At 59.6% G+C, this 20,183-nt stretch carries 29 protein-coding genes; 11 read left to right on the top strand and 18 right to left on the bottom strand.

What is annotated here, in order from left to right:
• Positions 1–99: 99 nt before the first annotated feature.
• Positions 100–1,455, bottom strand: coding sequence for a homogentisate 1,2-dioxygenase (gene hmgA / locus ACOQOQ_RS02625; RefSeq protein ID WP_420568598.1), 1,356 nt, complete (start codon positions 1,453–1,455; stop codon positions 100–102).
• Positions 1,456–1,524: 69 nt separating this feature from the next.
• Between hmgA and ACOQOQ_RS02620 the strand changes: the two genes are divergently transcribed.
• Positions 1,525–1,959 carry a MarR family winged helix-turn-helix transcriptional regulator gene (locus ACOQOQ_RS02620; RefSeq protein ID WP_420568597.1) on the top strand — a complete coding sequence of 145 codons (435 nt, stop codon included), beginning with the start codon at positions 1,525–1,527 and terminating at the stop codon, positions 1,957–1,959.
• A gap of 6 nt (positions 1,960–1,965) precedes the next feature.
• Here the strand turns inward: ACOQOQ_RS02620 and ACOQOQ_RS02615 are convergent, their stop codons facing one another.
• The 3 genes from ACOQOQ_RS02615 to rplS all read right to left on the bottom strand — a co-directional run bounded on the left by ACOQOQ_RS02615 (position 1,966) and on the right by rplS (position 3,601).
• A complete protein-coding gene (locus ACOQOQ_RS02615) occupies positions 1,966–2,775 on the bottom strand; it encodes a division plane positioning ATPase MipZ (RefSeq protein WP_420568596.1) in 810 nt (269 codons plus the stop codon).
• Positions 2,776–2,984: 209 nt separating this feature from the next.
• Positions 2,985–3,206: a 50S ribosomal protein L31 gene (rpmE, locus tag ACOQOQ_RS02610; protein ID WP_420568595.1), complete on the bottom strand. Its 222-nt coding sequence runs from the start codon at positions 3,204–3,206 to the stop codon at positions 2,985–2,987.
• An 11-nt stretch (positions 3,207–3,217) separates the two neighbouring features.
• Positions 3,218–3,601, bottom strand: coding sequence for a 50S ribosomal protein L19 (gene rplS, locus ACOQOQ_RS02605; RefSeq protein ID WP_420568594.1), 384 nt, complete (start codon positions 3,599–3,601; stop codon positions 3,218–3,220).
• Between the two features lie 333 nt (positions 3,602–3,934).
• Here rplS and ACOQOQ_RS02600 point away from each other — a divergent pair, with 333 nt between their 5' ends.
• Positions 3,935–4,303, top strand: coding sequence for a hypothetical protein (locus ACOQOQ_RS02600; protein WP_420568593.1), 369 nt, complete (start codon positions 3,935–3,937; stop codon positions 4,301–4,303).
• A 3-nt stretch (positions 4,304–4,306) separates the two neighbouring features.
• Here the strand turns inward: ACOQOQ_RS02600 and trmD are convergent, their stop codons facing one another.
• From trmD to ffh, 10 genes are all read right to left on the bottom strand, one after another.
• Positions 4,307–5,182 carry a tRNA (guanosine(37)-N1)-methyltransferase TrmD gene (gene trmD, locus ACOQOQ_RS02595; RefSeq protein WP_420568592.1) on the bottom strand — a complete coding sequence of 292 codons (876 nt, stop codon included), beginning with the start codon at positions 5,180–5,182 and terminating at the stop codon, positions 4,307–4,309.
• A gap of 59 nt (positions 5,183–5,241) precedes the next feature.
• Positions 5,242–5,676: a hypothetical protein gene (locus tag ACOQOQ_RS02590; protein WP_420568591.1), complete on the bottom strand. Its 435-nt coding sequence runs from the start codon at positions 5,674–5,676 to the stop codon at positions 5,242–5,244.
• A 59-nt stretch (positions 5,677–5,735) separates the two neighbouring features.
• A complete protein-coding gene (rimM, locus tag ACOQOQ_RS02585) occupies positions 5,736–6,266 on the bottom strand; it encodes a ribosome maturation factor RimM (RefSeq protein ID WP_420568590.1) in 531 nt (176 codons plus the stop codon).
• 57 nt (positions 6,267–6,323) lie between these two features.
• The gene (locus ACOQOQ_RS02580) at positions 6,324–7,034 is read right to left on the bottom strand and encodes a dienelactone hydrolase family protein (RefSeq protein WP_420568589.1); all 711 of its coding nucleotides are present in this window, start codon (positions 7,032–7,034) and stop codon (positions 6,324–6,326) included.
• A gap of 88 nt (positions 7,035–7,122) precedes the next feature.
• The gene (rpsP, locus tag ACOQOQ_RS02575; protein ID WP_420568588.1) at positions 7,123–7,500 is read right to left on the bottom strand and encodes a 30S ribosomal protein S16; all 378 of its coding nucleotides are present in this window, start codon (positions 7,498–7,500) and stop codon (positions 7,123–7,125) included.
• A gap of 68 nt (positions 7,501–7,568) precedes the next feature.
• Entirely contained in the window at positions 7,569–7,865 is a 297-nt protein-coding gene (locus ACOQOQ_RS02570) for a chorismate mutase (protein ID WP_420568587.1), read from the bottom strand.
• Positions 7,858–8,460, bottom strand: coding sequence for a GNAT family N-acetyltransferase (locus ACOQOQ_RS02565; RefSeq protein WP_420568586.1), 603 nt, complete (start codon positions 8,458–8,460; stop codon positions 7,858–7,860). Before ACOQOQ_RS02565 ends, ACOQOQ_RS02570 begins: the two co-directional genes overlap by 8 nt.
• On the bottom strand, positions 8,457–8,987 hold the full coding sequence (locus ACOQOQ_RS02560) for a GNAT family N-acetyltransferase (RefSeq protein ID WP_420568585.1): 531 nt from the start codon (positions 8,985–8,987) through the stop codon (positions 8,457–8,459). Before ACOQOQ_RS02560 ends, ACOQOQ_RS02565 begins: the two co-directional genes overlap by 4 nt.
• Positions 8,984–9,544 carry a GNAT family N-acetyltransferase gene (locus ACOQOQ_RS02555; RefSeq protein ID WP_420569720.1) on the bottom strand — a complete coding sequence of 187 codons (561 nt, stop codon included), beginning with the start codon at positions 9,542–9,544 and terminating at the stop codon, positions 8,984–8,986. Before ACOQOQ_RS02555 ends, ACOQOQ_RS02560 begins: the two co-directional genes overlap by 4 nt.
• Positions 9,545–11,062, bottom strand: a complete 1,518-nt coding sequence (ffh, locus tag ACOQOQ_RS02550; protein ID WP_420568584.1) for a signal recognition particle protein — start codon at positions 11,060–11,062, stop codon at positions 9,545–9,547. It lies immediately after the preceding gene.
• Between the two features lie 369 nt (positions 11,063–11,431).
• Here ffh and ACOQOQ_RS02545 point away from each other — a divergent pair, with 369 nt between their 5' ends.
• Positions 11,432–11,656 (top strand): hypothetical protein, encoded by a 225-nt coding sequence (locus tag ACOQOQ_RS02545; protein WP_420568583.1) that lies wholly within the window; start codon positions 11,432–11,434, stop codon positions 11,654–11,656.
• A gap of 90 nt (positions 11,657–11,746) precedes the next feature.
• Here the strand turns inward: ACOQOQ_RS02545 and ACOQOQ_RS02540 are convergent, their stop codons facing one another.
• Entirely contained in the window at positions 11,747–12,340 is a 594-nt protein-coding gene (locus ACOQOQ_RS02540) for an FMN-dependent NADH-azoreductase (RefSeq protein ID WP_420568582.1), read from the bottom strand.
• A 118-nt stretch (positions 12,341–12,458) separates the two neighbouring features.
• Here ACOQOQ_RS02540 and ACOQOQ_RS02535 point away from each other — a divergent pair, with 118 nt between their 5' ends.
• The gene (locus ACOQOQ_RS02535) at positions 12,459–13,334 is read left to right on the top strand and encodes a LysR family transcriptional regulator (RefSeq protein WP_420568581.1); all 876 of its coding nucleotides are present in this window, start codon (positions 12,459–12,461) and stop codon (positions 13,332–13,334) included.
• A 1-nt stretch (position 13,335) separates the two neighbouring features.
• Complete coding sequence (locus tag ACOQOQ_RS02530; RefSeq protein WP_420568580.1) at positions 13,336–14,217, top strand: DMT family transporter; 882 nt, start codon at positions 13,336–13,338, stop codon at positions 14,215–14,217.
• Here ACOQOQ_RS02530 and ACOQOQ_RS02525 read toward each other — a convergent pair.
• Entirely contained in the window at positions 14,214–14,546 is a 333-nt protein-coding gene (locus ACOQOQ_RS02525) for an ArsR/SmtB family transcription factor (RefSeq protein ID WP_420569719.1), read from the bottom strand. The genes ACOQOQ_RS02530 and ACOQOQ_RS02525 overlap by 4 nt on opposite strands.
• A 237-nt stretch (positions 14,547–14,783) precedes the next feature.
• Here ACOQOQ_RS02525 and ACOQOQ_RS02520 point away from each other — a divergent pair, with 237 nt between their 5' ends.
• From ACOQOQ_RS02520 to ACOQOQ_RS02500, 5 genes are all read left to right on the top strand, one after another.
• On the top strand, positions 14,784–15,113 hold the full coding sequence (locus tag ACOQOQ_RS02520) for an AtpZ/AtpI family protein (protein ID WP_420568579.1): 330 nt from the start codon (positions 14,784–14,786) through the stop codon (positions 15,111–15,113).
• 2 nt (positions 15,114–15,115) lie between these two features.
• Entirely contained in the window at positions 15,116–15,874 is a 759-nt protein-coding gene (locus ACOQOQ_RS02515) for a F0F1 ATP synthase subunit A (RefSeq protein WP_420568578.1), read from the top strand.
• A 53-nt stretch (positions 15,875–15,927) separates the two neighbouring features.
• Complete coding sequence (locus tag ACOQOQ_RS02510; RefSeq protein ID WP_136340256.1) at positions 15,928–16,152, top strand: F0F1 ATP synthase subunit C; 225 nt, start codon at positions 15,928–15,930, stop codon at positions 16,150–16,152.
• Between the two features lie 80 nt (positions 16,153–16,232).
• Complete coding sequence (locus tag ACOQOQ_RS02505; protein WP_420568577.1) at positions 16,233–16,772, top strand: F0F1 ATP synthase subunit B'; 540 nt, start codon at positions 16,233–16,235, stop codon at positions 16,770–16,772.
• A 4-nt stretch (positions 16,773–16,776) separates the two neighbouring features.
• Positions 16,777–17,334 carry a F0F1 ATP synthase subunit B gene (locus ACOQOQ_RS02500; RefSeq protein ID WP_420568576.1) on the top strand — a complete coding sequence of 186 codons (558 nt, stop codon included), beginning with the start codon at positions 16,777–16,779 and terminating at the stop codon, positions 17,332–17,334.
• 55 nt (positions 17,335–17,389) lie between these two features.
• Here the strand turns inward: ACOQOQ_RS02500 and ACOQOQ_RS02495 are convergent, their stop codons facing one another.
• A complete protein-coding gene (locus tag ACOQOQ_RS02495; RefSeq protein WP_420568575.1) occupies positions 17,390–18,157 on the bottom strand; it encodes a FadR/GntR family transcriptional regulator in 768 nt (255 codons plus the stop codon).
• Between the two features lie 166 nt (positions 18,158–18,323).
• On the opposite strand from ACOQOQ_RS02495, the gene ACOQOQ_RS02490 reads away from it, so the two are divergent.
• The gene (locus ACOQOQ_RS02490) at positions 18,324–18,872 is read left to right on the top strand and encodes a fasciclin domain-containing protein (protein ID WP_420568574.1); all 549 of its coding nucleotides are present in this window, start codon (positions 18,324–18,326) and stop codon (positions 18,870–18,872) included.
• Positions 18,873–18,926: 54 nt separating this feature from the next.
• Here ACOQOQ_RS02490 and ACOQOQ_RS02485 read toward each other — a convergent pair whose 3' ends face one another.
• A complete protein-coding gene (locus ACOQOQ_RS02485) occupies positions 18,927–20,141 on the bottom strand; it encodes a TsoY family (seleno)protein (RefSeq protein ID WP_420568573.1) in 1,215 nt (404 codons plus the stop codon).
• Positions 20,142–20,183: the final 42 nt, after the last annotated feature.

Raw genomic sequence — 20,183 nt, 5'->3', positions numbered from 1 at the left:
TCGTCCTTCCATCAGATGCGCTTCACCGCACCGTTTTCTTTGCTCCCGAAATACTCCGGGGGAATTGGCCGCAGGCCAAGGGGGCAGCGCCCCAACGCCTCACTTTTTGCCGGGGGTTCCGTCGAACTTCTTTTCCAGATCGGTCCAGCAATCGATATAGTCATCCTGCAACGGCGCCTCGTTGGCGGCAAATGCCGTCAGATGCTGCGGGAACCGGGTCTCGAACATGAAGGACATGGTGTTGTCCAGCTTATCCGGCCCGAGGTTCGAGTTCGAGGCGCCCTCGAACGCGTTCTTATCCGGGCCATGCGGCAGCATCATGTTATGCAGGCTCATCCCGCCGGGGACAAACCCCTGGGGTTTGGCGTCGTACTGGCCGTAAATATTTCCCATCAGCTCGGACATGATGTTCTTGTGATACCACGGCGGGCGGAAGGTGTTCTCGGCCACCAGCCAGCGTTCGCGGAACAGAACAAAGTCGATATTTGCGGTGCCCGGCTGGCCCGAAGGCGCGGTCAGCACGGTGAAAATCGAGGGGTCCGGGTGATCAAACAGGATGGCGCCAACCGGGCAATAGGTGCGCAGGTCGTATTTGTAGGGGGCATAGTTGCCGTGCCATGCGACCACGTCCAGCGGCGATTGGCCGATCTCGGAGGTGTGGAACTGACCGCACCATTTCACGGTGATCTTCGAGGGCACTTCCTTGTCCTCATAGGCCGCAACAGGGGCCTTGAAATCACGCGGGTTGGCCATACAGTTGGCGCCGATCGGGCCACGGGCGGGCAGCTCGAATTTCTGACCGTAGTTTTCGCAGACGAATCCGCGGCAGGGGCCTTCAAGAACCTCGACCTTGTACACCAATCCCCGCGGGATGATTGCGATCTCTTTGGGTTCCACGTCGATGATGCCCAGCTCGGTGAAGAACCGCAGACGGCCTTCCTGAGGAACGACCAGCAGCTCGGAATCGGCCGAAAAGAAATACTCGTCCACCATTGATTCGGTGACCAGATAGACATGGCTGGCCATGCCGACCTGGGTGTTCACGTCGCCGGCGGTGGTCATGGTGCGCATGCCGGTCAGCCAGGTCAGGCCCTCATCTGAATGGGGCACCGCGTCCCAGCGGTACTGGCCCAGGCTGGTGACATCAGGGTCCACACATGGGGCGGACTTCCAGTAAGGCAGGTCGATTTTTGTGTAGCGATGCGAGTGCTTTACGCTGGGCCGGATACGATAGCACCATGTCCGCTCGGGCGGGTGGGCGGTGAAAGCTGTTCCCGACAACTGTTCTCCGTACAGGCCATAGTTACATTTCTGAGGGCTATTCATTCCCTGAGGCAAAGCTCCGGGCAAAGCCTCGGTTTCAAAGTCATTGCCGAAGCCGGGCATGTAGCCGGGTGTCGTCCCAACATCGGACGGCGCCTGCACATAGGCGTCGGGCTGAGTTTGGTGATTCATTGCGCGTCTCCTCTATAGTTGCAGGGTTAATTGTTGTTTTTGTAACTAACAACGGGTAGAGATCGAGAAATGGAAGAAAATGATAAGTTCCCGCTACAACAATTCCTACCATACCTTTTGAACCAGGCTGCAGAAGAAAGCAGTCTGGAATTCCAGAAGGCCTATAAGGATCGATATGGCATGCTGCGGACGGAATGGCGTGTGTTGTTCCATCTTGGCATTTATGGGCGGATGACGGCCAAGGATATCGGGCTACGCTCGAAGATGCATAAGACAAAGATCAGCCGCGCCGTGCACCGGTTGGCGCAGCGGCGATACCTGACACGGACGCAGGATGATAATGACCGGCGGCTGGAGCATCTGGACCTGACGCCCACCGGGCGCGCGGCCTATCTGGATCTGCGCGGAATCGCCGAGGATTATGATGCGCGCTTGTCCTCGATCCTGACGAACGAGGAAAACCGGGTGCTGCGACAGGCGTTGCTCAAGCTGGCGCGTATGTGACGCGGATCAGAAGTTGATCTCGACGTCCGGCAGGTCCAGCGCCTTGATCAGGTCGCGCAGTTCTTGCCGGGCGGCCACGTTCGAGATGTTCAGCTGCTTCACCCCGATGTCACGCAGGTCCAGCAGAGTCAGGCCCCGGGGGAACAGCTCGCGGAAAATCACACGCTCGTGGAAACCGGGCACCACTCGGAATCCGATCCGCTTGGCCAGGGCCGACAGTGCCTTTTCCATCTTTTCCTTGTTCACCATATGCTGAGCACCCAGACGGTTGCGCAGCACGACCCAGTCGATGGGTTTCAGCCCGGCCTGTGCGCGCAACTGGCGGGCGTTCCAGACCATCTCGGAGTAAACCGAGGGGCCTTCGATCTTGCGGCCATCATTGTCCACATGGGCCAACAGGTCGAAATCCACGAAACTGTCGTTCAGCGGGGTGATCAGGGTGTCGGCCAATGAATGCGCCACCTGGCTGAGGCGGGTATGCGAGCCGGGGCAGTCGATCAGGATGAAGTCATTGTCCGGCTCGACCTCTGCAATCGCCTTGGACAGGCGGTGGTCATACGGGTTCTCGCCGGGCTTCAGCTGTTCCTGATCGGCCGGGGGCAGGTCGTGATACGAAGGGCTGGGCAGGTCCAGCCCGGCTTCGGCCAGAAAATGTTTCCGGTTGGTCACATAGCGCGCAAAGGTTTTCTGGCGCAGGTCCAGGTCCAACACGGCCACTTTCTTGCCCATCCGCGCCAAGGCGGTCGCCACATGCATCGAGACGGTGGATTTCCCGGCTCCGCCCTTTTCGTTCCCGACGACAATAATATGCGCCATACGCCTCTATCCCGCTATACTTGCCTTGTTTCAATCATATGCCCACAGGATATTGTGGTCCGCATGAATTTTCAAAGCTTTGTTACCTGTCGAGAGCCATCCTTCGCATCTGTGGCGCGATTTTGGAAGGGCCAAGGCGCATCCTGCCCTCTGAAAACAGAAAACCCCGCCAAAGGGCGGGGTTTCCATCAATGCGCGTGGGGTCAGGCTTAGAAGCCCAGACCGGCGTATTTGTTTTTGAACTTCGACACGCGGCCGCCGGCGTCCATCAGACGCGAGGTGCCACCGGTCCATGCCGGGTGCGCGCTGGGGTCGATGTCCAGGGCCAACTGGTCGCCTTCTGCACCCCAGGTAGAGCGCATGGTGACAACGGTGCCGTCGGTCATTTTCACTTCGATGAAGTGGTAGTCGGGGTGGATGCCATCTTTCATCAATCCGTTCCTTATGCTTCGGCGCCAGCTTTGGGCTTGTAGTTGGTGACTTCTGCGATACGTGCGGATTTACCACGACGCGAACGCAGGTAGTACAGCTTGGCGCGGCGGACGCGACCACGACGGACAACAGTGATGCTGTCGATGTTGGTCGAGAACAGGGGGAACACACGTTCCACGCCTTCACCAAAAGAAATCTTGCGAACGGTGAACGAACCGGCGATGCCGTTGCCGTTTTTGCGGCTGATGCAGACACCTTCGTAGTCCTGCACACGGGTACGCGAGCCTTCGGTCACTTTATAGCCGACGCGAATGGTGTCGCCAGCTTTGAAATCGGGGATATTTTTCCCCAGGGCGGCAACTTGTTCCGCCTCGAGTTGTGCGATCAGATCCATCGCTTTGCTCCTAACTATGCTTGCGGTTGGTCCGCAAAGGTCTGTGACATCCTCAGAGCTCTTGGTCTTCGTCCGGGTCCGCCGCAGCGCCCGCCAGAGGGTTCAGGTCATCTTTCTTTGAAGCTGTAGGGTATCACGTAACGGATGCCGAAGACGTATCCAAAATACCAAACAGGCCCGCAGGCCGATTCCGACCGCGAACGGGCGGTGTATAGGGGCAGAAGTCTCATGGATCAAGGGGTTTCGGCGGGAATTGCCGTCCTTGGATGTATCCGTTAGGGCTGGGTTGTTTTTTCAAAGGAAAAAGTACCCTTGATTGTGAAGAAATCCATTTTGAGCATCGCTGTTGCCTTGACCGTCGCGGTGTGCGCCCCGGCCCCCTCGTCCGAGGGAAAAGCCGCCGCGGTGGCCGAGAAAGAAGCCCGCAAAGGCGCCGAAACCTTTAGCCATGACGGAAAATCGTACCAGATCGCCGTATTGGAGGACCGCAAGACGGCCCTTATCAATAGCGCCGAGAAAGGAGTGCCCTTCACCGGGCGCGAACTGGAGCGCGCAGCCAAGGCTCATACCGGGTGCAAGTCAACGTTCCAGGCAGGCGTTCTGGCGATGATCGGCGGTTTCACCCTGGATACCGACCTGCAAAACATCAAGATCAAGAAAGACGGGTACAAGACCGGTTGGTCAGTCGCGCTGGCCTGCTAAGCCTTAGCGTTTCTTTTTCTGAGCCTTATACGCCGCCCACATGTCAGGGCGGCGTTCTTTTGTGATTTCCTCGGACATTTTTTGGCGCCATTCAGCAACTTTTCCGTGGTGCCCGGACATCAGAACATCGGGGATTTCACGGCCCATCCATTCGGCAGGGCGGGTGTATTGCGGATGCTCCAGCAACCCGTTGGAATGGCTTTCATCTTCGATGCTGTCGGCATTGCCCAGAACTGATGGCAGCAACCGCACAGTGGCGTCGATCATCGCTTGGGCGGCGATCTCGCCTCCGGTCAGGACAAAATCACCCAAGGACACTTCGTAAACGCCATAGTGATCCAGCACGCGCTGATCCACGCCCTCGAAACGTCCGCACAGCAGGGTGACGCCATCACATTGCGACCAGCTGCGGGCCATTTGCTGGTCAAACCGGCGGCCACGAGGTGACAGGTAAAATATCGGCCATTTGCCGTGGGCCCCCTCCATTGTGTGTGCGATGGCGTTGCCCACCACGTCGGGGCGCAGCACCATGCCGGCACCGCCACCTGCGGGGGTGTCATCGACATTGCGGTGCTTGCCTACGCCAAAATCCCGCAGATCGGTGGTTTCCATCTGCCACTTTCCCTCTTTCAGGGCCTTGCCTGTCAGGCTTTCGCCCAGCACGCCGGGGAAGGCCTGCGGGAACAGAGTGATAATCCGAGCGGTCCAGACCCCCGCCAGACGGGCATCCTCGCTCATCAGGTCTTGCGGCTTGGCGCTAAGACGGATGGATTTGCGGCCATGCGACTTGTTTGCGTGCGATTTGCCGCCGTGCGACAGGCTGCCGTGGGATTTGCTGCCTGCAGCCTTGCTGCCTGGGGTTTTGGGTGTCTGAGTCATGGCGCGGGTCTAGCGCGATCGGGCCGCGCTCGCCAAGGGCTGTTTTTATGCGCGCGGGTTTAATCGGCGTCGATATCGTCGGTCTTGATCTGTGAAAGGGCATTCAGCGCGTCGTCCAAGGCGGCGTCCAGCTTGGCCTGCTCTGGTGTCCAGCGATAGCGCCAGATGCCGACTGCCGTGGCTGCCGCGCACATTGCCAGCGCGGCCCAAACGGGGACGGGCAGGGGGCCGGTCAACAGCGCCGCTCCGCGTCCCAAGGCAAACAGCCCCGAGGCAATGGCCCCGTGCAGAGCCAAGGCAAAGGCAACGGTCATGGCCAGCGGGCCAGCTTTATCTGGAACGGCGCGGGTTTTCAGGATCAGGGCCGAGAACAGGCCTGCAAATGCGGGTACCGCTGCCCAAGGAGCCGCGCTGGCGCCGGCAATGATGGGCGCGGCATACAAAGGGACAGCGTACAGCAGGATGCCAGAGGGGGAATATTTTTCGAAAGCCATGGGGCGATAATATCATGCGCGCCCAGGCTCGCTCCAATGACAAAGCCTGTCACAAAGGCTTATTCGGCGTCAGGCTCGGGGAACAGCCCGTCGGGAGGGTCGGCTATCACGCGGCCCGCGGTCAGGTCCACGGTGGGCACGGCGGTACGGGTAAAGGGCAGCAGCACGGTTGCCTTCAGACCGGGGCCATGGATTTCCAGAAGGTCCCCTGCGCCGTGATTCTGCACCGCCTTCACCTTGCCCAGAAGGGTGCCGCCGGTATCCACGACCTCCAGTCCGATCAGATCGGCGTGGTAAAACTCATCATCGGGCAGCGACGGCAGACGCGAGCGGGGGACATAAAGGTTCACACCCTTCAGCGCGTCGGCCTCTTCCTTGGTCGAGACCGAAGTCAGACGCACCGCCAGCCCGTTCTTGATGGATTGGAGTATGCCGACGTCAAAAGATTGGCTGCCGTCCTCGGTGGTCAGAGGGTTGTAGTCCTCGATCGCTTCGGGATCGGCGGTAAAGCTTTTCAGCCGCACCTCGCCGCGCACGCCAAAGGCGCCTGCGATCGAGGCAACACAGATCAGATCGTCCGGCTCGCTCATGGTGTTGGTCCTTTGGCGGTTCGAGGGCGTTTTACCCAAGTGCGCCGGGCGGGGCAATCACTCGGCCAGCTGCTCGGTCAGGAAATCGGTCAGGATGCGCCATGTTCGGGCATCGGCGCGGGGGCTAAAGGCCATCCCAGTCTCGGGCATCTGCGCATTGGGATTGGTAAAGGAATGCCCGGTGTGGCCAAAGGCCAGGGTCTGCCAGTCGGGGCAATGGGCGGTCAGCTCTTGCGTCAACGCCATGAAATCATCGGGCTGGGCCAGCGGGTCATCCCAGCCGTGCAGGATCAGCGCGGCTGCCTTGTAGTCCTGCACCTGGGGCGGGGCGTCGAACAGGCCGTGGATCGGGATCACCGCGCGGGTATCCGCACCCGAGCGCGCCAAATCCAGCACCGCCTTACCGCCCAGGCAGAACCCCATCGCTGCGGTGCGCGATTCATCGACGTTGGGTAGCGCCTTGAGGGCATCCAGCGCTGCGTTCATCCGGCGGGCCAGTTCGGGGCGCTCGTCGTTCAGGCCCGACATCCATTGAAAGGCGATTTCGCGTTCGGTCGTGTGGCGGCCGTCCCCGTAATAGTCGACGACCAGCACGACATAGCCCTTGGCCGCCATTTCGCTGGCGCGCAGCATTTCCAGAGGGCCGGGGCCGGCAAAGGCAGGGGCCAGCAGCAACCCGGGCAGAACATTCCCAAGCAAGGGGTCGTGAAAGACGCGGCCAACCATTTGGGTGCGCCCGTCGGAATATGTGATTTCGGTACTGTTCATCGGGCCAGATTGGGCCAGCCGCACGCCAAGCGCAACGCAAAAAGGGCGCCGCAAATGCGACGCCCTTTCGCTTAGCCTGATGAAAGGCTTATTCCTCGGCGGGTGCTTCTTCTGCGGCTTCGGCAGCTTCAGCAGCCTTGGCGGCTTTCTCTTCTGCGCGGTCCTTGGCTTTCTGGCCGGGCTCGGCTTTCTTCATGTTGGCGCGCTCTTTTTTCTCCAGGGTGCCAGCGGCCTCCAGGAAACGCGACACACGGTCGGTGGGCTGAGCGCCCTGGTCCAGCCAGTACTGAACGCGTTCCATGTCCAGTTTGACGCGCTCTTCGCTGTCTTTGGGCAGCAGCGGGTTGTAGGTGCCCAGTTTCTCGATGAAGCGGCCGTCGCGCGGCATGCGGCTGTCAGCAGCAACAACGCGGTAGAAGGGACGCTTTTTCGAGCCACCACGGGCCAGACGGATTTTCATTGCCATTGTTCAGTTCTCCTTAAGATGGCGGGTGCCGGTATCGGACCGGCGTGTCCTTGGGTTAGGGGCCAGGATCATTCCTGGTGTTTTTTGTGGTGCTGAATGACTTCAGCGATGATGAAGTTCAGAAACTTCTTGGCGAAATCGGGGTCCAGATCGGCCCGGTTTGCCAAATCTTCCAGCCGCGCGATTTGCGCGGCCTCTCGATTGGGGTCCGAAGGCGGCAGGTCATGGCTGGCCTTCAGCTTGCCGACCGCTTGGGTATGTTTGAACCGTTCGCCCAGAGTGTAGACGAGGATCGCATCCAGACGGTCGATGCTTTCGCGGTGTTCCTTCAGGATTTCCGCGGCGCGGGTCACAGCGTCAGTCAATGGGCATCCCTTTCGGTTTGAACAGAGGATCAGCGTAGTTGGCGATCTCCATCTCGATCCCGTTGGCTAGTTGGCTGCCTGCCAACTGATCGGGCGAGGGATGGCGATACACGATGTCATTGCCGTCAACGGTGGTGGCGGTCTTGTCGCGCTGGGCGCCCAGACGTTCGGCCAGCCGGATCGAATCCAGATTCTTGGGGTCCACATAGGACACGGCGGTTTCCCAACCCATCTGAGTATACAGATGGTTTCGGACAGCATGCGTGGCTTCAAGCGCATAGCCCTTGCCAGCAGTTTCCGGCCAGATGATCCAGGCCAGCTCGGCCTCGGGCCATTTGGCGGGTCGCCAGCCACCGGCCATGCCCAGCGGTTTGTCGGTTGCCTTGTCGTGGATCATCCACATGCCAAAGCCGCGAATATGCCAATGGCCAATCTCGGCCGCGTACAGCATCCATGTTTCATAGTCGTTCAGCGGTCCGCCCATGAAACGCGCGCGGTAGCTGGTGAAGGTCGACTTGAAGTTCGGGTAATCCTCGGGCTCGGGGCCGCGCAGGATCAGGCGTTGGGTTTCCAGAGTTGGAATTTGGACGGTCATTGGGCGCCCTCGCTGGGAAGATGGCGATAGGTGTCGCAATTGTCGATGGGTGCAGGCAAATCCGGCGCAACTTGTGCCCCCAGACGATCTGCCAAAGCGCGTGAACGCGTGTTATCGCGGTCTATATAGCTAACGACATGAGGCCAGTTCAGATCAGCGAACAGGTGGCGCAGAACAGCCTGACAAGCCTCGCGCGCCAGACCTTTGCCTTCATGCTGCGCCGAGGTCACAAGCCAGCTCATCTCGGGTTCGGGAAAATGAGCAGGGTGATAGGGGCCGGCCATGCCGACGGTTTGCTCCGAGGCCTTCTCGACCACGGCGAACATGCCGTATCCGCGCAACATCCATTGGCCCGCATAGGCGGCCAGCTTGCCCCAAGCCGTGCCCAAATCCATGGGGCCGCCATAAAATTCGGCCCGGTCCGAGCGCAGAAAACCCAGGATTGCAGATTCGTCGTCAGCGCCGGGCGCGCGCAGGATCAGGCGGTCGGTTTCCAGGGGGGGGATGGTGGCCGTCAGCAGGGTCATGCGTAAGCCTCCACCGAGCCGTCGGCGTCCAGATCTGCCGGACCTGGATGGCGATACAGCAGATCCTCGCCCATTTCGACATTCTGATAGGTGCGTTCGTATGTGGCGCCCAGCCGTACAGCCAGCGCGATCGAGCGGTCATTGCCCGGCACGATGTTCGAGGTCAGCGTGGTAAAGCCCAGCCCATCGGGCGCATAGGCCCATTCGCGGGCGCGTTGGGCGGCCTCATAGGCGATTCCCCTACCCTCGAACCCAGCGAAAACCACCCAACCCAGTTCGGGTTCAGGCCAGCCATGCGGGTTCCAGATGCCGGTGATGCCAGCAGTGGCCCCCGAGGCTTTTTCTTCGATCGTAAGGTAGCCATAGCCATGCAGGTGCCAATGGCCGACGTTCAGCGCGAACCAGCGCCACGCGTCCGAGCGGTTGTTATAGCCGCCGAAGCCCGCAGACCGGTCCAGATCGCACAGGAAATCCATCAACGGTTCCGCATCTTCATGACGCGGACCTCGCAGGATCAGGCGATCGGTTTCCAGGGTGGGGGCGTTGGTCAGCATGATTTATTTCTTCTTGCCAAAACCGCTGAGACCGGGGGGCAGCGCACCGCCACCCAGACCGGGCAGACCGCCGGGCAGGCCTTTGCCGCCGCCCAGTGCCTTGGCCGCTTGTTCCAGCGCTTTGGGGTCCATCTGGCTGGGATCCATGCCCGCCATATCCGGCGCGCCGCCCTTGCCCATCATGCCCTTCATGGCTTGTTTGAGCATGCCGCCTTTGCCCATCTTGCCCATTTTCTTCATCATGTCGGCCATCTGGCGCTGCATCTTCAGCAGCTTGTTCAGCTCGCTGACCTCCAGCCCGGCACCGCGCGCGATACGTTTCTTGCGGCTGGCCTGCAGGATCTGCGGGTTGGCGCGTTCCTTCTTGGTCATCGACTGGATCAGGGCGATCTGACGCTTCAGCACCTTGTCGTCCATGCCTGCGGCCTGAGCCTGCTTGGCCATTTTGCCCATGCCCGGCATCATGCCCATGATGCCCTCCATGCCGCCCATTTTCAGCATCTGCTCCAGCTGCATTTTCAGGTCGTTCATGTTGAACTGACCTTTCTTGAAGCGGCGCATCATGCGCTCGGCTTGCTCGGCCTCGATGGTTTCCTGAGCCTTCTCGACCAGGGCAACGATGTCGCCCATGCCAAGGATACGGCCAGCGATCCGTTCGGGCTCGAAGGTTTCCAGGGCGTCCATCTTCTCGCCCAGACCGACGAATCGGATGGGTTTGCCGGTCACGGCGCGCATCGACAGGGCGGCGCCGCCACGGCCGTCACCGTCCATACGGGTCAGAACCACGCCGGAGATGCCGATCTTGTCGTCAAATTCTTCTGCGACCTCGACGGCGACCTGACCGGTCAGGCCATCGACCACCAGCAGGGTTTCGCGCGGGTTGACGGCGTCGCGGACGTCCTCGACCTCTTTCATAAGGGTCTCGTCGATCTGCAGACGGCCGGCGGTGTCCAGCATATAGACGTCATAACCGCCCAAGCTGGCCTGAGTCTTAGCGCGCTTGGCGATCTGCACGGCGCTTTCTCCGGCCACGATCGGCAGGGTGTCCACACCGATCTGCGCGCCCAGAACCTGCAACTGCTGCATTGCGGCGGGGCGATAGATATCCAGCGAGGCCATCAGGACCCGCTTGCCTTCTTTTTCTTTCAGGCGCTTGGCCAGCTTACCGGTCGTGGTCGTCTTACCCGAGCCCTGCAGGCCTACCATTAGAATCGGTGCGGGCGGGTTGTCGATTTTCAGCGCGCCGGGGTCTTCGGCGCCTTGCAGCACCTCGATCAGGGCGTCATGAACGATCTTCACGACCTGCTGGCCGGGCGTCACGGACTTGGTGACGGCTTGGCCGGTGGCCTTTTCCTGAACCTTTTTAACAAAATCGCGGGCAACGGGCAGGGAAACGTCGGCCTCCAGCAGGGCCACGCGGACCTCGCGCAGGGCGGTTTTAACGTCATCCTCGGACAGAGCGCCCTGTTTGGTCAGGCGGTCAAAGACCCCACCAAGGCGTTCGGACAGATTTTCAAACATTCCCGTGGCTCCTTTAACCCCGTTTCAACATGGCCTTACAGGTAAGCAAGACCGGCCCAAATGCCAATGTCCCCCGTGGGCGCAACGCGCTGACGGGGGGCGATCCCTGCATATAGCATGGGACCGGAAGACTCGCGGACTCCCGGATTGGTAGGGCGCGGATATTCGAACTGTGTGAATAAGTCAACACATCTGGCCAAGAGGCCCAGAATTGAACCTGCGGCGGGCTGTCTGCTTGACCATTAGTCACATGTAAGAGTAATACAGGGCTTTAAGCTGGCTGTTACATTAAATGCTTTGCCTGAAGTTTTGATGTGCGCTAAAGCCGTAATGGCCATGTTGGCCGAAACATTAGAAGGAAGATTCGATATGAAAAAGCTTGCTATGGCTGTGGCCGTTTGCTCCGCTTTCGTGCCCGGTATCGCCGCGGCAGGTAACGTTCTGTCGGGTAGCACCGATCCTGAGCCCGCAATGTCCGACGATCCCTTTGCCGCCGCTTCGTCGTCGGCAGGTTCGCTGGGTGCCGGTGGCGCTGCTGGTATCGTTGCTGCTGTTGTTGCAGTCGCCGCGATCGCTGCAGCTGGCGACAGCTAAGTCGACATAAGAATAACAGACGGTCAGCTTGGCTGGCCGTTTGGAGAGCGACGGTGGCTTTGGCCTCCGTCGCTTTTTCTTTTTGGGGCGTTATGCCGCCAGTTCTGCGATGCTGTTGTTGGCGGCTTTCAGCGAATCCTCGGCGTCGATGGCCGAGCGGTCCGAGGCCACGAACTGCACATCGGTGATGCCAAAAAATCCAAGCATATGCTTCAGATAACCCGAGGCGAAGTCGATCTCGGATTGGAAAGGCGTGCCGCCCGAGGAATAGGCGACGATGGCACGGGTGCCTTCTACCAGGCCGATGGGGCCGTTTTCAGTGTACTTGAAGGTCTCGCCCGCGCGGGCCATCTGATCAAGCCAGGATTTCAACTGCGAGGGCATGGTGAAGTTGTAGATCGGCATGCCAATCACCAGAATGTCGGCCTCTTTAACCTCGGCGATCAGAGTGTCGGACAGATCGGCGATCTTGGCCTGTGCGTCCGTGCGTTGGTCCGCGGGCGTGTTCACAGCCACCAGCCAATTGCTATCGGCGGCTTCGACCGGGTCGGTGCCCAGATCGCGGGTCTTCACTTGGGCATTTGCGTGGGCCGCCTGCAAGCGAACGATGATCTGGTCGGTGAGTTTGTGCGAGATCGAGCCTGCGGATTGAATGCTTGAATCGATGCGAAGAATCTTGGTCATGGTCATATTCCTGTGAGTGTCTTGTTTCTGTCTGACAGGAATGTATCTTCTGCGCATTGGATAACAATTCGTCCAAATTTCACATCTTATGTGAGAGCGCGCACAGAAAGGATTGCACATGGACAACTGGGATGAGATTCGCACCGCCTATCAAGTGGCCCGCATGGGAACCGTCAGCGGTGCAGCAGGCGTGCTGGGGGTCCACCACGCGACGGTGATCCGGCATATTGATGCGCTCGAAGATCAACTGGGCGTGAAATTGTTCCAGCGTCACGCGCGTGGGTACACCCCGACCGAGGCCGGTCAGGATTTGCTGCGCGTCGCGCAGGGTGCGGATGATCAGTTCAGCCAACTGGCAGGTCGAATCAAAGGGCGCGGGCAGGATGTCTCGGGCGAGTTGGTGATCACGTCGTTGTCGGCACTCGTGCCACTGCTGGTGCCGATCCTTTCCGAATTCCAAAGACTCTATCCTGATGTGGTTGTGCGGCTGCTGACTGGAAACCGCCTGTTCCGTCTGGAGTATGGCGAGGCCCACGTGGCGATTCGCGCAGGAAGTGCACCGCAGGATCCTGACAACGTGGTCCAACCGATGCTGCACCAGAAAATCGGGCTTTACGCTGCGCGAAGCTATGTAAAGCGGATGGGAATGCCCGCCGGGGACGCGGATTTCGCGAAACACCTGTTCGTGGGGTCTGACAGTCGTGACACGCGCGCACCGTTTTATCGCTGGATGTGGGAGGTAATCCCCGAAGACAACATCGTTTTCCGTACGTCTGACATCCACGCGGTTGAAGAGGCGATACTGCAGGGAATCGGGATTGGTTTCATGTCGCAGTGGCAAGCGGCCCAAAACCCGGATCTGGTCGAGGTCGCCGCACCGCGTGACGAGTGGGCAAGCTCGCTTTGGTTGGTGACCCATATGGCGTTGCACCGGACCAGCAAGGTGCAGGCTCTGCTGAACTTCCTTAAGGATAGCACCAAGGACTGGGAATAAGATGAGCCAGGCTTTGCGCGGCCATGCGGCCATGCTGTTGTTTTCGGCTCTTGTGGCTGGCTCGTTCTCGCTTGGGGTGATGGCGGCGCCGCATATCGCTCCGGCGGTGCTGAATTCCTTGCGGTTCCTGATCGCGGCAGTGCTTGTTGGCGTGGCTGCTTTTGCCACAACCGGTGTGCCCCGATCCGCATTGCACGCTCCGTGGCGCTATTTCGTTCTGGGGGGCATTTTCGCCACCTATTTCGTGCTGATGTTCGAGGGGCTGAAAACCGCAGAGCCTGTTTCCGCGGCTGCCGTGTTTACCCTGACGCCAATCATGGCGGCCTTTGCCGGGTATTTTTTGTTGCGCCAGATCACGACCGGCTGGATGGCTGCGGCCCTGGCGATCGGGGGGGTAGGGGCCGTCTGGGTGATCTTTCGCGCTGACCTGAATGCCCTTTTGCAGTTTCAGGTGGGCCGGGGCGAGGCGATCTATTTCGTCGGCTGCATCGCTCATGCGATTTATACCCCCATGGTGCGCAAGCTGAACCGGGGTGAGCCTGCCGTGGTCTTTACCTTCGGAATGCTGGTGGCTTGTTGCATCGTGGTGACCGTCTGGGGGTGGCGTGATTTTCTGGTGACGGATTGGGCGGCCATGCCGGGGATCGTCTGGATCACGCTGCTATACGTGGCGATCTTTGCCAGTGCGATCACCTTTGTGTTGCTGCAATACGCCTCGCTGCGGCTGCCCTCGGCCAAGGTGATGGCCTACACCTATCTTACCCCAAGCTGGGTACTGGTATGGGAGATCGCGCTGGGCCACGGCGCACCGACGTCTTTGGTGCTTCTGGGCGTCGGGCTAAGCATCCTGGCGCTGGTGATGCTGCTGAAGGGCGACCGCTAGTCGGTCTTGCCGTTCAGCTCGGATTCCAGAAAGCGTTCAAAGGCATCCAGGTTCACCGCTTCGAACTGACCAAAGCTTTGCATCCAGATGCTGGCCTCGCGCAGGGCGTCGGGTTCCAGCTTGCACCATTTTACACGCCCGCGCTTTTCCTGACTGATCAGTCCGGCATTAGCCAAAATCGTCAGGTGCTTGGAGATTGCGGCCAATGACATCTCGAACGGATCGGCCACATCGGTAACGGCCATGTCGTCCTCAAGCAGCATGGACAGGATTTGCCGGCGCGTGGGATCGCCCAGAGCGGCAAAGACGGTATCGAGGGAAGCGGCCAGTGTCATGCCCATGCGTTACCCGCGCCAAATCCGAAGATCAACCAAACAGTTGAATATGGGAAATGGCTCATGTGGGCGCTAACAGGTCGCAGTCGGGTCCGGAATGTCGCGCCGGGAGACTCGGGGTATTGTTGTTTTTCAATAGGTTAGTGGGGGCGAGCAAGGGCGTTTTGCATGCTTGACTCAGGCCGTGCCGCACCGTAGCACAGGGCCAACCGTCCAAAGGGGGTTTTGCGCGTGACCGATCCCGACCAGAAACGCGACCTAGAGCGTCTGGAAGCCCGGATCGAGGCTGCGAAAGTGGCCCAGTCCCCGAAACCCCGCGCGGACGAACACTATTCCATGGCCAATCAGGCCTGGCGGATGGTGATCGAGTTAGTTGCCGGTCTTGGGATCGGTTTTGGCATAGGATTTGGGCTGGACAGCCTGTTCGGAACCATCCCGATCTTCCTTGTCATATTCACATTGTTGGGTCTTGCGGCGGGGATACAGACGATGATCCGCACGTCAAAAGAGATCCAGGAACAGACATTGGCCGAAGAGGCCAAGAAGGACGAGAGGACATAGACGTGGCAAGCGAAGCACATGGCGCGGAAGAAGGCGGTCTGGTTTTCCACCCGATGGATCAGTTCATCGTAAAACCCTTGTTCGGGGGTGACGCGATTCACTGGTACACCATCACCAACGTGACCCTGTGGATGGCCCTGGCGGTTGTCGCAGTGATCGCGCTGATGGTTCTGGGGACCTCGCGCCGCGCAACCGTGCCGTCGCGCAGCCAGTCGATCGGCGAACTGGCTTATGTCTTTGTATATAAGATGGTCGAGGATGTCGCCGGCAAGGACGCCGTCAAGTTCTTCCCCTACATCATGACCCTGTTCATGTTCATCGTTTTCGCCAACTTCCTGGGTCTGCTGCCCATGAGCTTTACCACCACCTCGCATTTTGCTGTGACCGTGGTTCTGGCTCTGCTGGTGTTCGTGACCGTGACCGTCACCGGTTTCGTCAAGAACGGCATGGGTTTCCTCGGCCTGTTCTGGGTGTCCAGCGCGCCGCTGCCGCTGCGCCCGATCCTGGCAATTATCGAACTGATCTCGTACTTCGTGCGCCCCGTCAGCCACTCCATTCGTTTGGCTGGTAACGTGATGGCTGGCCACGCCGTGATCAAGGTTTTCGCGGGCTTCGCAGCCATTGCTGCTGTTAGCCCCGTGTCGGTGGTCGCAATCACCGCCATGTACGGTCTGGAGGTCCTTGTGGCCTTCATCCAGGCCTACGTGTTCACAATTCTGACCTGTGTGTATCTGAAGGACGCTCTGCATCCGTCGCACTAAGGTTCGACACTAAACCCTACTTATTCAAACTTCCAATCGTAAGGAGATACATCATGGAAGGTGATCTGGCACACATCGGCGCAGGCCTGGCAGCAATCGGTTCGGGCGCAGCAGCAATCGGTGTTGGTAACGTTGCAGGTAACTACCTGGCAGGCGCTCTGCGCAACCCCTCGGCAGCTGCTTCGCAGACTGCAACCCTGTTCATCGGCATCGCATTCGCAGAAGCCCTGGGGATCTTCTCGTTCCTGGTCGCTCTGCTGCTGATGTTCGCCGTCTAATCCGAACGGAACACATCCTTACGGCCGGGTGGGCGCAGCGCGCCTGCCCGGTGTAACCGGAAGTTCCCAAGGAGGACGCAATGGCGAGCAATACGCACGACGCCGCAGGTCAAGCCGCTGAGGCCGCCGCACCCGGCATGCCGCAGCTGGATTTTTCGAACTGGGGCAACCAGATTTTCTGGCTTCTGGTCACGCTGGTCGTGATCTACTTCGTCCTGTCGCGCATCGCGCTGCCCCGCATTGCTGCGGTTCTGGCCGAGCGTCAGGGGACAATTACGAACGATATCGCCGCAGCTGAAGAGCTGAAGGCGAAAGCGGTCGAAGCTGAAGAGGCTTACAATAAAGCACTGGCAGACGCCCGTGCCGAAGCCCAACGCATCGTCGCTGAAACCAAGGCCGAAATTCAGGCCGATCTGGACGCAGCCACCGCCAAGGCGGATGCCGAGATCGCCGAGAAAGTGGCCGAGGGTGAGAAAGTCATCGCCGAGATTCGCGCGAATGCCCTGGAAAGCGTCAAAGACGTTGCCAAGGACACCACCGCTGAAATCATCGCTGCCCTGGGCAACGAGGCAGACGCGAAAACCGTGGACGCAGCTGTTGCTGCTCGTTTGAAAGGGTAAGGGAATGCGTACACTTGCTACTCTGCTGGCCCTGACTGCGGCTACTCCGGCCTTCGCGGCCTCGGGTCCGTTCTTTTCGCTGCACAACACGAACTTCATCGTGCTGCTGGCCTTCATCCTGTTCATCCTGGTTCTGGTGTACTTCAAAGTGCCCTCGATGCTGGGCAAGATGCTGGACAAGCGCGCTGACGATATTCAGTCGGAACTGGACGAAGCACGCGCTCTGCGTGAAGAAGCCCAGACCCTGCTGGCCTCGTACGAGCGTAAGCAGAAAGAGGTTCAGGATCAGGCCGACCGTATCGTCGCCCACGCCAAGGAAGAGGCCGGTGTGGCCGCTGAGCAGGCAAAGGCAGATCTGGCCAAGACCATCGAACGCCGCTTGAAGGCCGCCGAGGAACAGATCTCTTCTGCCGAGGCATCTGCCGTCAAGGCCGTGCGCGATCAGGCAATCACCATTGCCATCGGTGCCGCCAACGACGTGATCGCCAAGCAGATGACCGCGACCGAAGGCAACAAGCTGATCGACGCAGCTATCGCCGAAGTGGACGCGAAACTGCACTGATTACGGTCAGTTCAAGACATCAAAGAACCCGCGCGAAAGCGCGGGTTTTTTCGTTTCAGCGGGCTTTTTCGTGTTGGAATCGCTGTAAGGCGATTTCCTCGTTCCGTTCGGCCTTTTGCTGGTCGCTCAGCGAATTCTTAACGAAATCCAAATGCGCCTCGACGGCTTGCCGTGCTGCCACTGGTTCGCGTGCTTGTAGCGCATCGTTGATGGCGCGGTGCTGGTCCAGCAGGGTGTCACGCGTCGTGCGCTGACGGAACATGATCGTGCGGTTATAGAACACGCCCTCGCGCAGCAATTGGTACATCGAACGCATCATGTGCAGCATCACCACGTTGTGGCTGGCCTCGATAATGGCCAGATGAAAATCGGCGTCCAAGCGGGCCTCGTCTGCGGGGTCGCGTTTGGAATGCGCGGCCTCCATCTTGTCGAAAATGGTCTGGACCACCTTCAGATCCGTGTCCGAAGCAAGGCGCGCGGCGCGTTCGGCGGCCAGCCCCTCCATGTCGCGGCGGAAGGAAATATAGTCGAACACGGCCTCGTCATGGGCGGCGAAAAGTTTGACCAGTGCCTCGGAAAAGGCCGAGCCCAAAACGTCGGCGACATAAATCCCGGCCCCGGCGCGGGTGGTCAACAATCCTTTGTCTTGCAACTCGGCGATGGCCTCGCGCAGCGAAGGGCGCGAGACGCCCAGCTTCTCGGACAGCTCTCTTTCCGAGGGCAGGCGCTCTCCAGGGCGCAAAATGCCGCGCAGGATCAGCAGTTCGATCTGGCGGGTTACAGCGGCGGACAGCTTTTCGGGCTGGACCTTTTGGAAGGGCATGGCTTGTCCTTTTTGGTCAAATGATATGACCACGTGCCCGCACTGACAAGAGCCAGACCTCACAGTGCCGTGATCATTCGTGAACAAGAAAAATGAAACCAGTCGGACATGCGCTGCGTAGTCCTTCACATCAACAACAGGCTTAGGCCGCATGAGGAGACTAGCTATGACCAAGTTCAAAACCATTTTCGCCGGCACCGCATTGGCCCTGATCGCCAGCACCAGCTTTGCGATGCAGACCAGCAAAGCGGACGCGATGTCCGGGTCCAAAACCATCGTGGAAACGGCTGTGGGTTCGGCTGATCATACGACGCTGGTGGCGGCGGTTCAGGCTGCTGGCCTGGTCGAAACCCTGTCCAGCCCCGGCCCTTTTACCGTGTTCGCGCCGGTCAATGACGCATTCGGCGCTTTGCCTGCGGGGACCGTTGAAACCCTGCTTCAGCCCGAAAACAAAGACACTCTGGTCAAAGTTCTGACCGCCCACGTGGTGGCGGGGAGCTGGTCCGGCGCGGATCTGGCAGGTAAGGCCCAAGCCAGCGCGGATGGCTTTTTCCACTTCAACACGGTGTCTGGCGATGCTCTGTCGGCCCAGGTGAAGGGCGGCAAGGTCTACATTTATGACGAAAGCGGCAACGCGGCCCAAGTGACTGTCGCGGATATGCAGCAATCGAACGGCGTGATCCATGTTGTCGATAAGGTGCTGCTGCCGAAATAAGAGCCTCGGCATAAACAGCAAAGGGCGACCCTATCGGGTCGCCCTTCTTGTTCGTTATTCGGCGGGAACGGCCACCGCTTGCGAAGTTTTCCCGAAATGCTGCCGGTTCAGTCGCAGCACCAGCCAGACCATCAACGCTTGCGAGATCAGGGCAATCGCGGTCACCGCCCAGTACCCGGCCGAGAATTTATCGATCACACCAGCAGCCACCAAACCTTTGTTGACGAAGAATTGGATCATCACCGACAGTGCCACGCCGGGGCAGACCAGAGCATAAGAACCAGGCGAGGTTTTCGGGCCCATCACGAAGTCTGCAAAGTAACCCTGGCGGCGCAGCACCAGCATCCCAAGCAGCAGGAACACGACCTGCACCGTCAGCATACGGGCCAGGAACACCATGGTTTCGCCTGCCGAGCCATGGACGTCAAAGGTGACGTGCAGACCGTGGTCCTGACGCAGGAACAGGATACCCAGAACGGTCATGATCGGAACGATGACCATCAGGGTGGGGCCGGCCTCTTTCGCGGTGCCATAATGCAGCATCGAGTTGAAGGCGGTCACGGCGGCCACGACGGTGTACAGGATCGAAGCAAAGCCGAAGAAGGTCGACAGCACCACCGAAGTTCCAACAGTCAGCGTGTTGGTGCTCATTGCGGCGGGGGCGGCCAGACCCACGCCTACCATGGCCAGGGCAAAGGCCGGCATCAGCTGGGCGAAAGAGTTATGCGCAGTCACGTCAAACACTCCACCCTTGGTCAGCACACGGCCCAGGAAGTCCCCGATCGTACGCAGCGCCCAGAGACCGATCAGCGCAAAGGCGACGATGGCCATCGGGAACAGGTATTCAACGATGGTCCACAGCTTGGGCACATAGACCAGCCCCACGATGAACAGCGCGTTCACGGTCATCGCCATGGCCAGCGGCGCTGCCAGCAGAGTTGTTTCGGCGTTCGAGTTGCGCAAAGCCTCGTACTTGTCGGTCTTCTGGAACTTGCCAAGCGAGGACAGGTTCCACAGCAGCATTTTGACGTTCAGGAAGGCAAAGACGGCGATGCCGACAACGGCGATGGCGATGGCCACCTGCAGCGGAACCGAGCCGGATTGAAAGGCGGACAGGATGTCCTCGAAGATGGGAACGGGGCGGCCGGGATGAGGCACCCAGAACATCAGGTACATGAAGAAAGTAACGGCCAAGCCGCCGGCCCCCAGTGATGCAAGGAAATAGAGCGGAGAGTAATTGTCCGCCGGTCGTTTGATTTGAGTGGTCATGGCAACCTCATAAATATTCTACAGCTGGAATGTATACTAATA

The sequence above is a fragment of the Thalassovita sp. genome (genome assembly GCF_965218685.1).
GTDB lineage: Bacteria > Pseudomonadota > Alphaproteobacteria > Rhodobacterales > Rhodobacteraceae > Thalassobius.
This window is presented reverse-complemented; position numbering and strand designations above follow the sequence as displayed.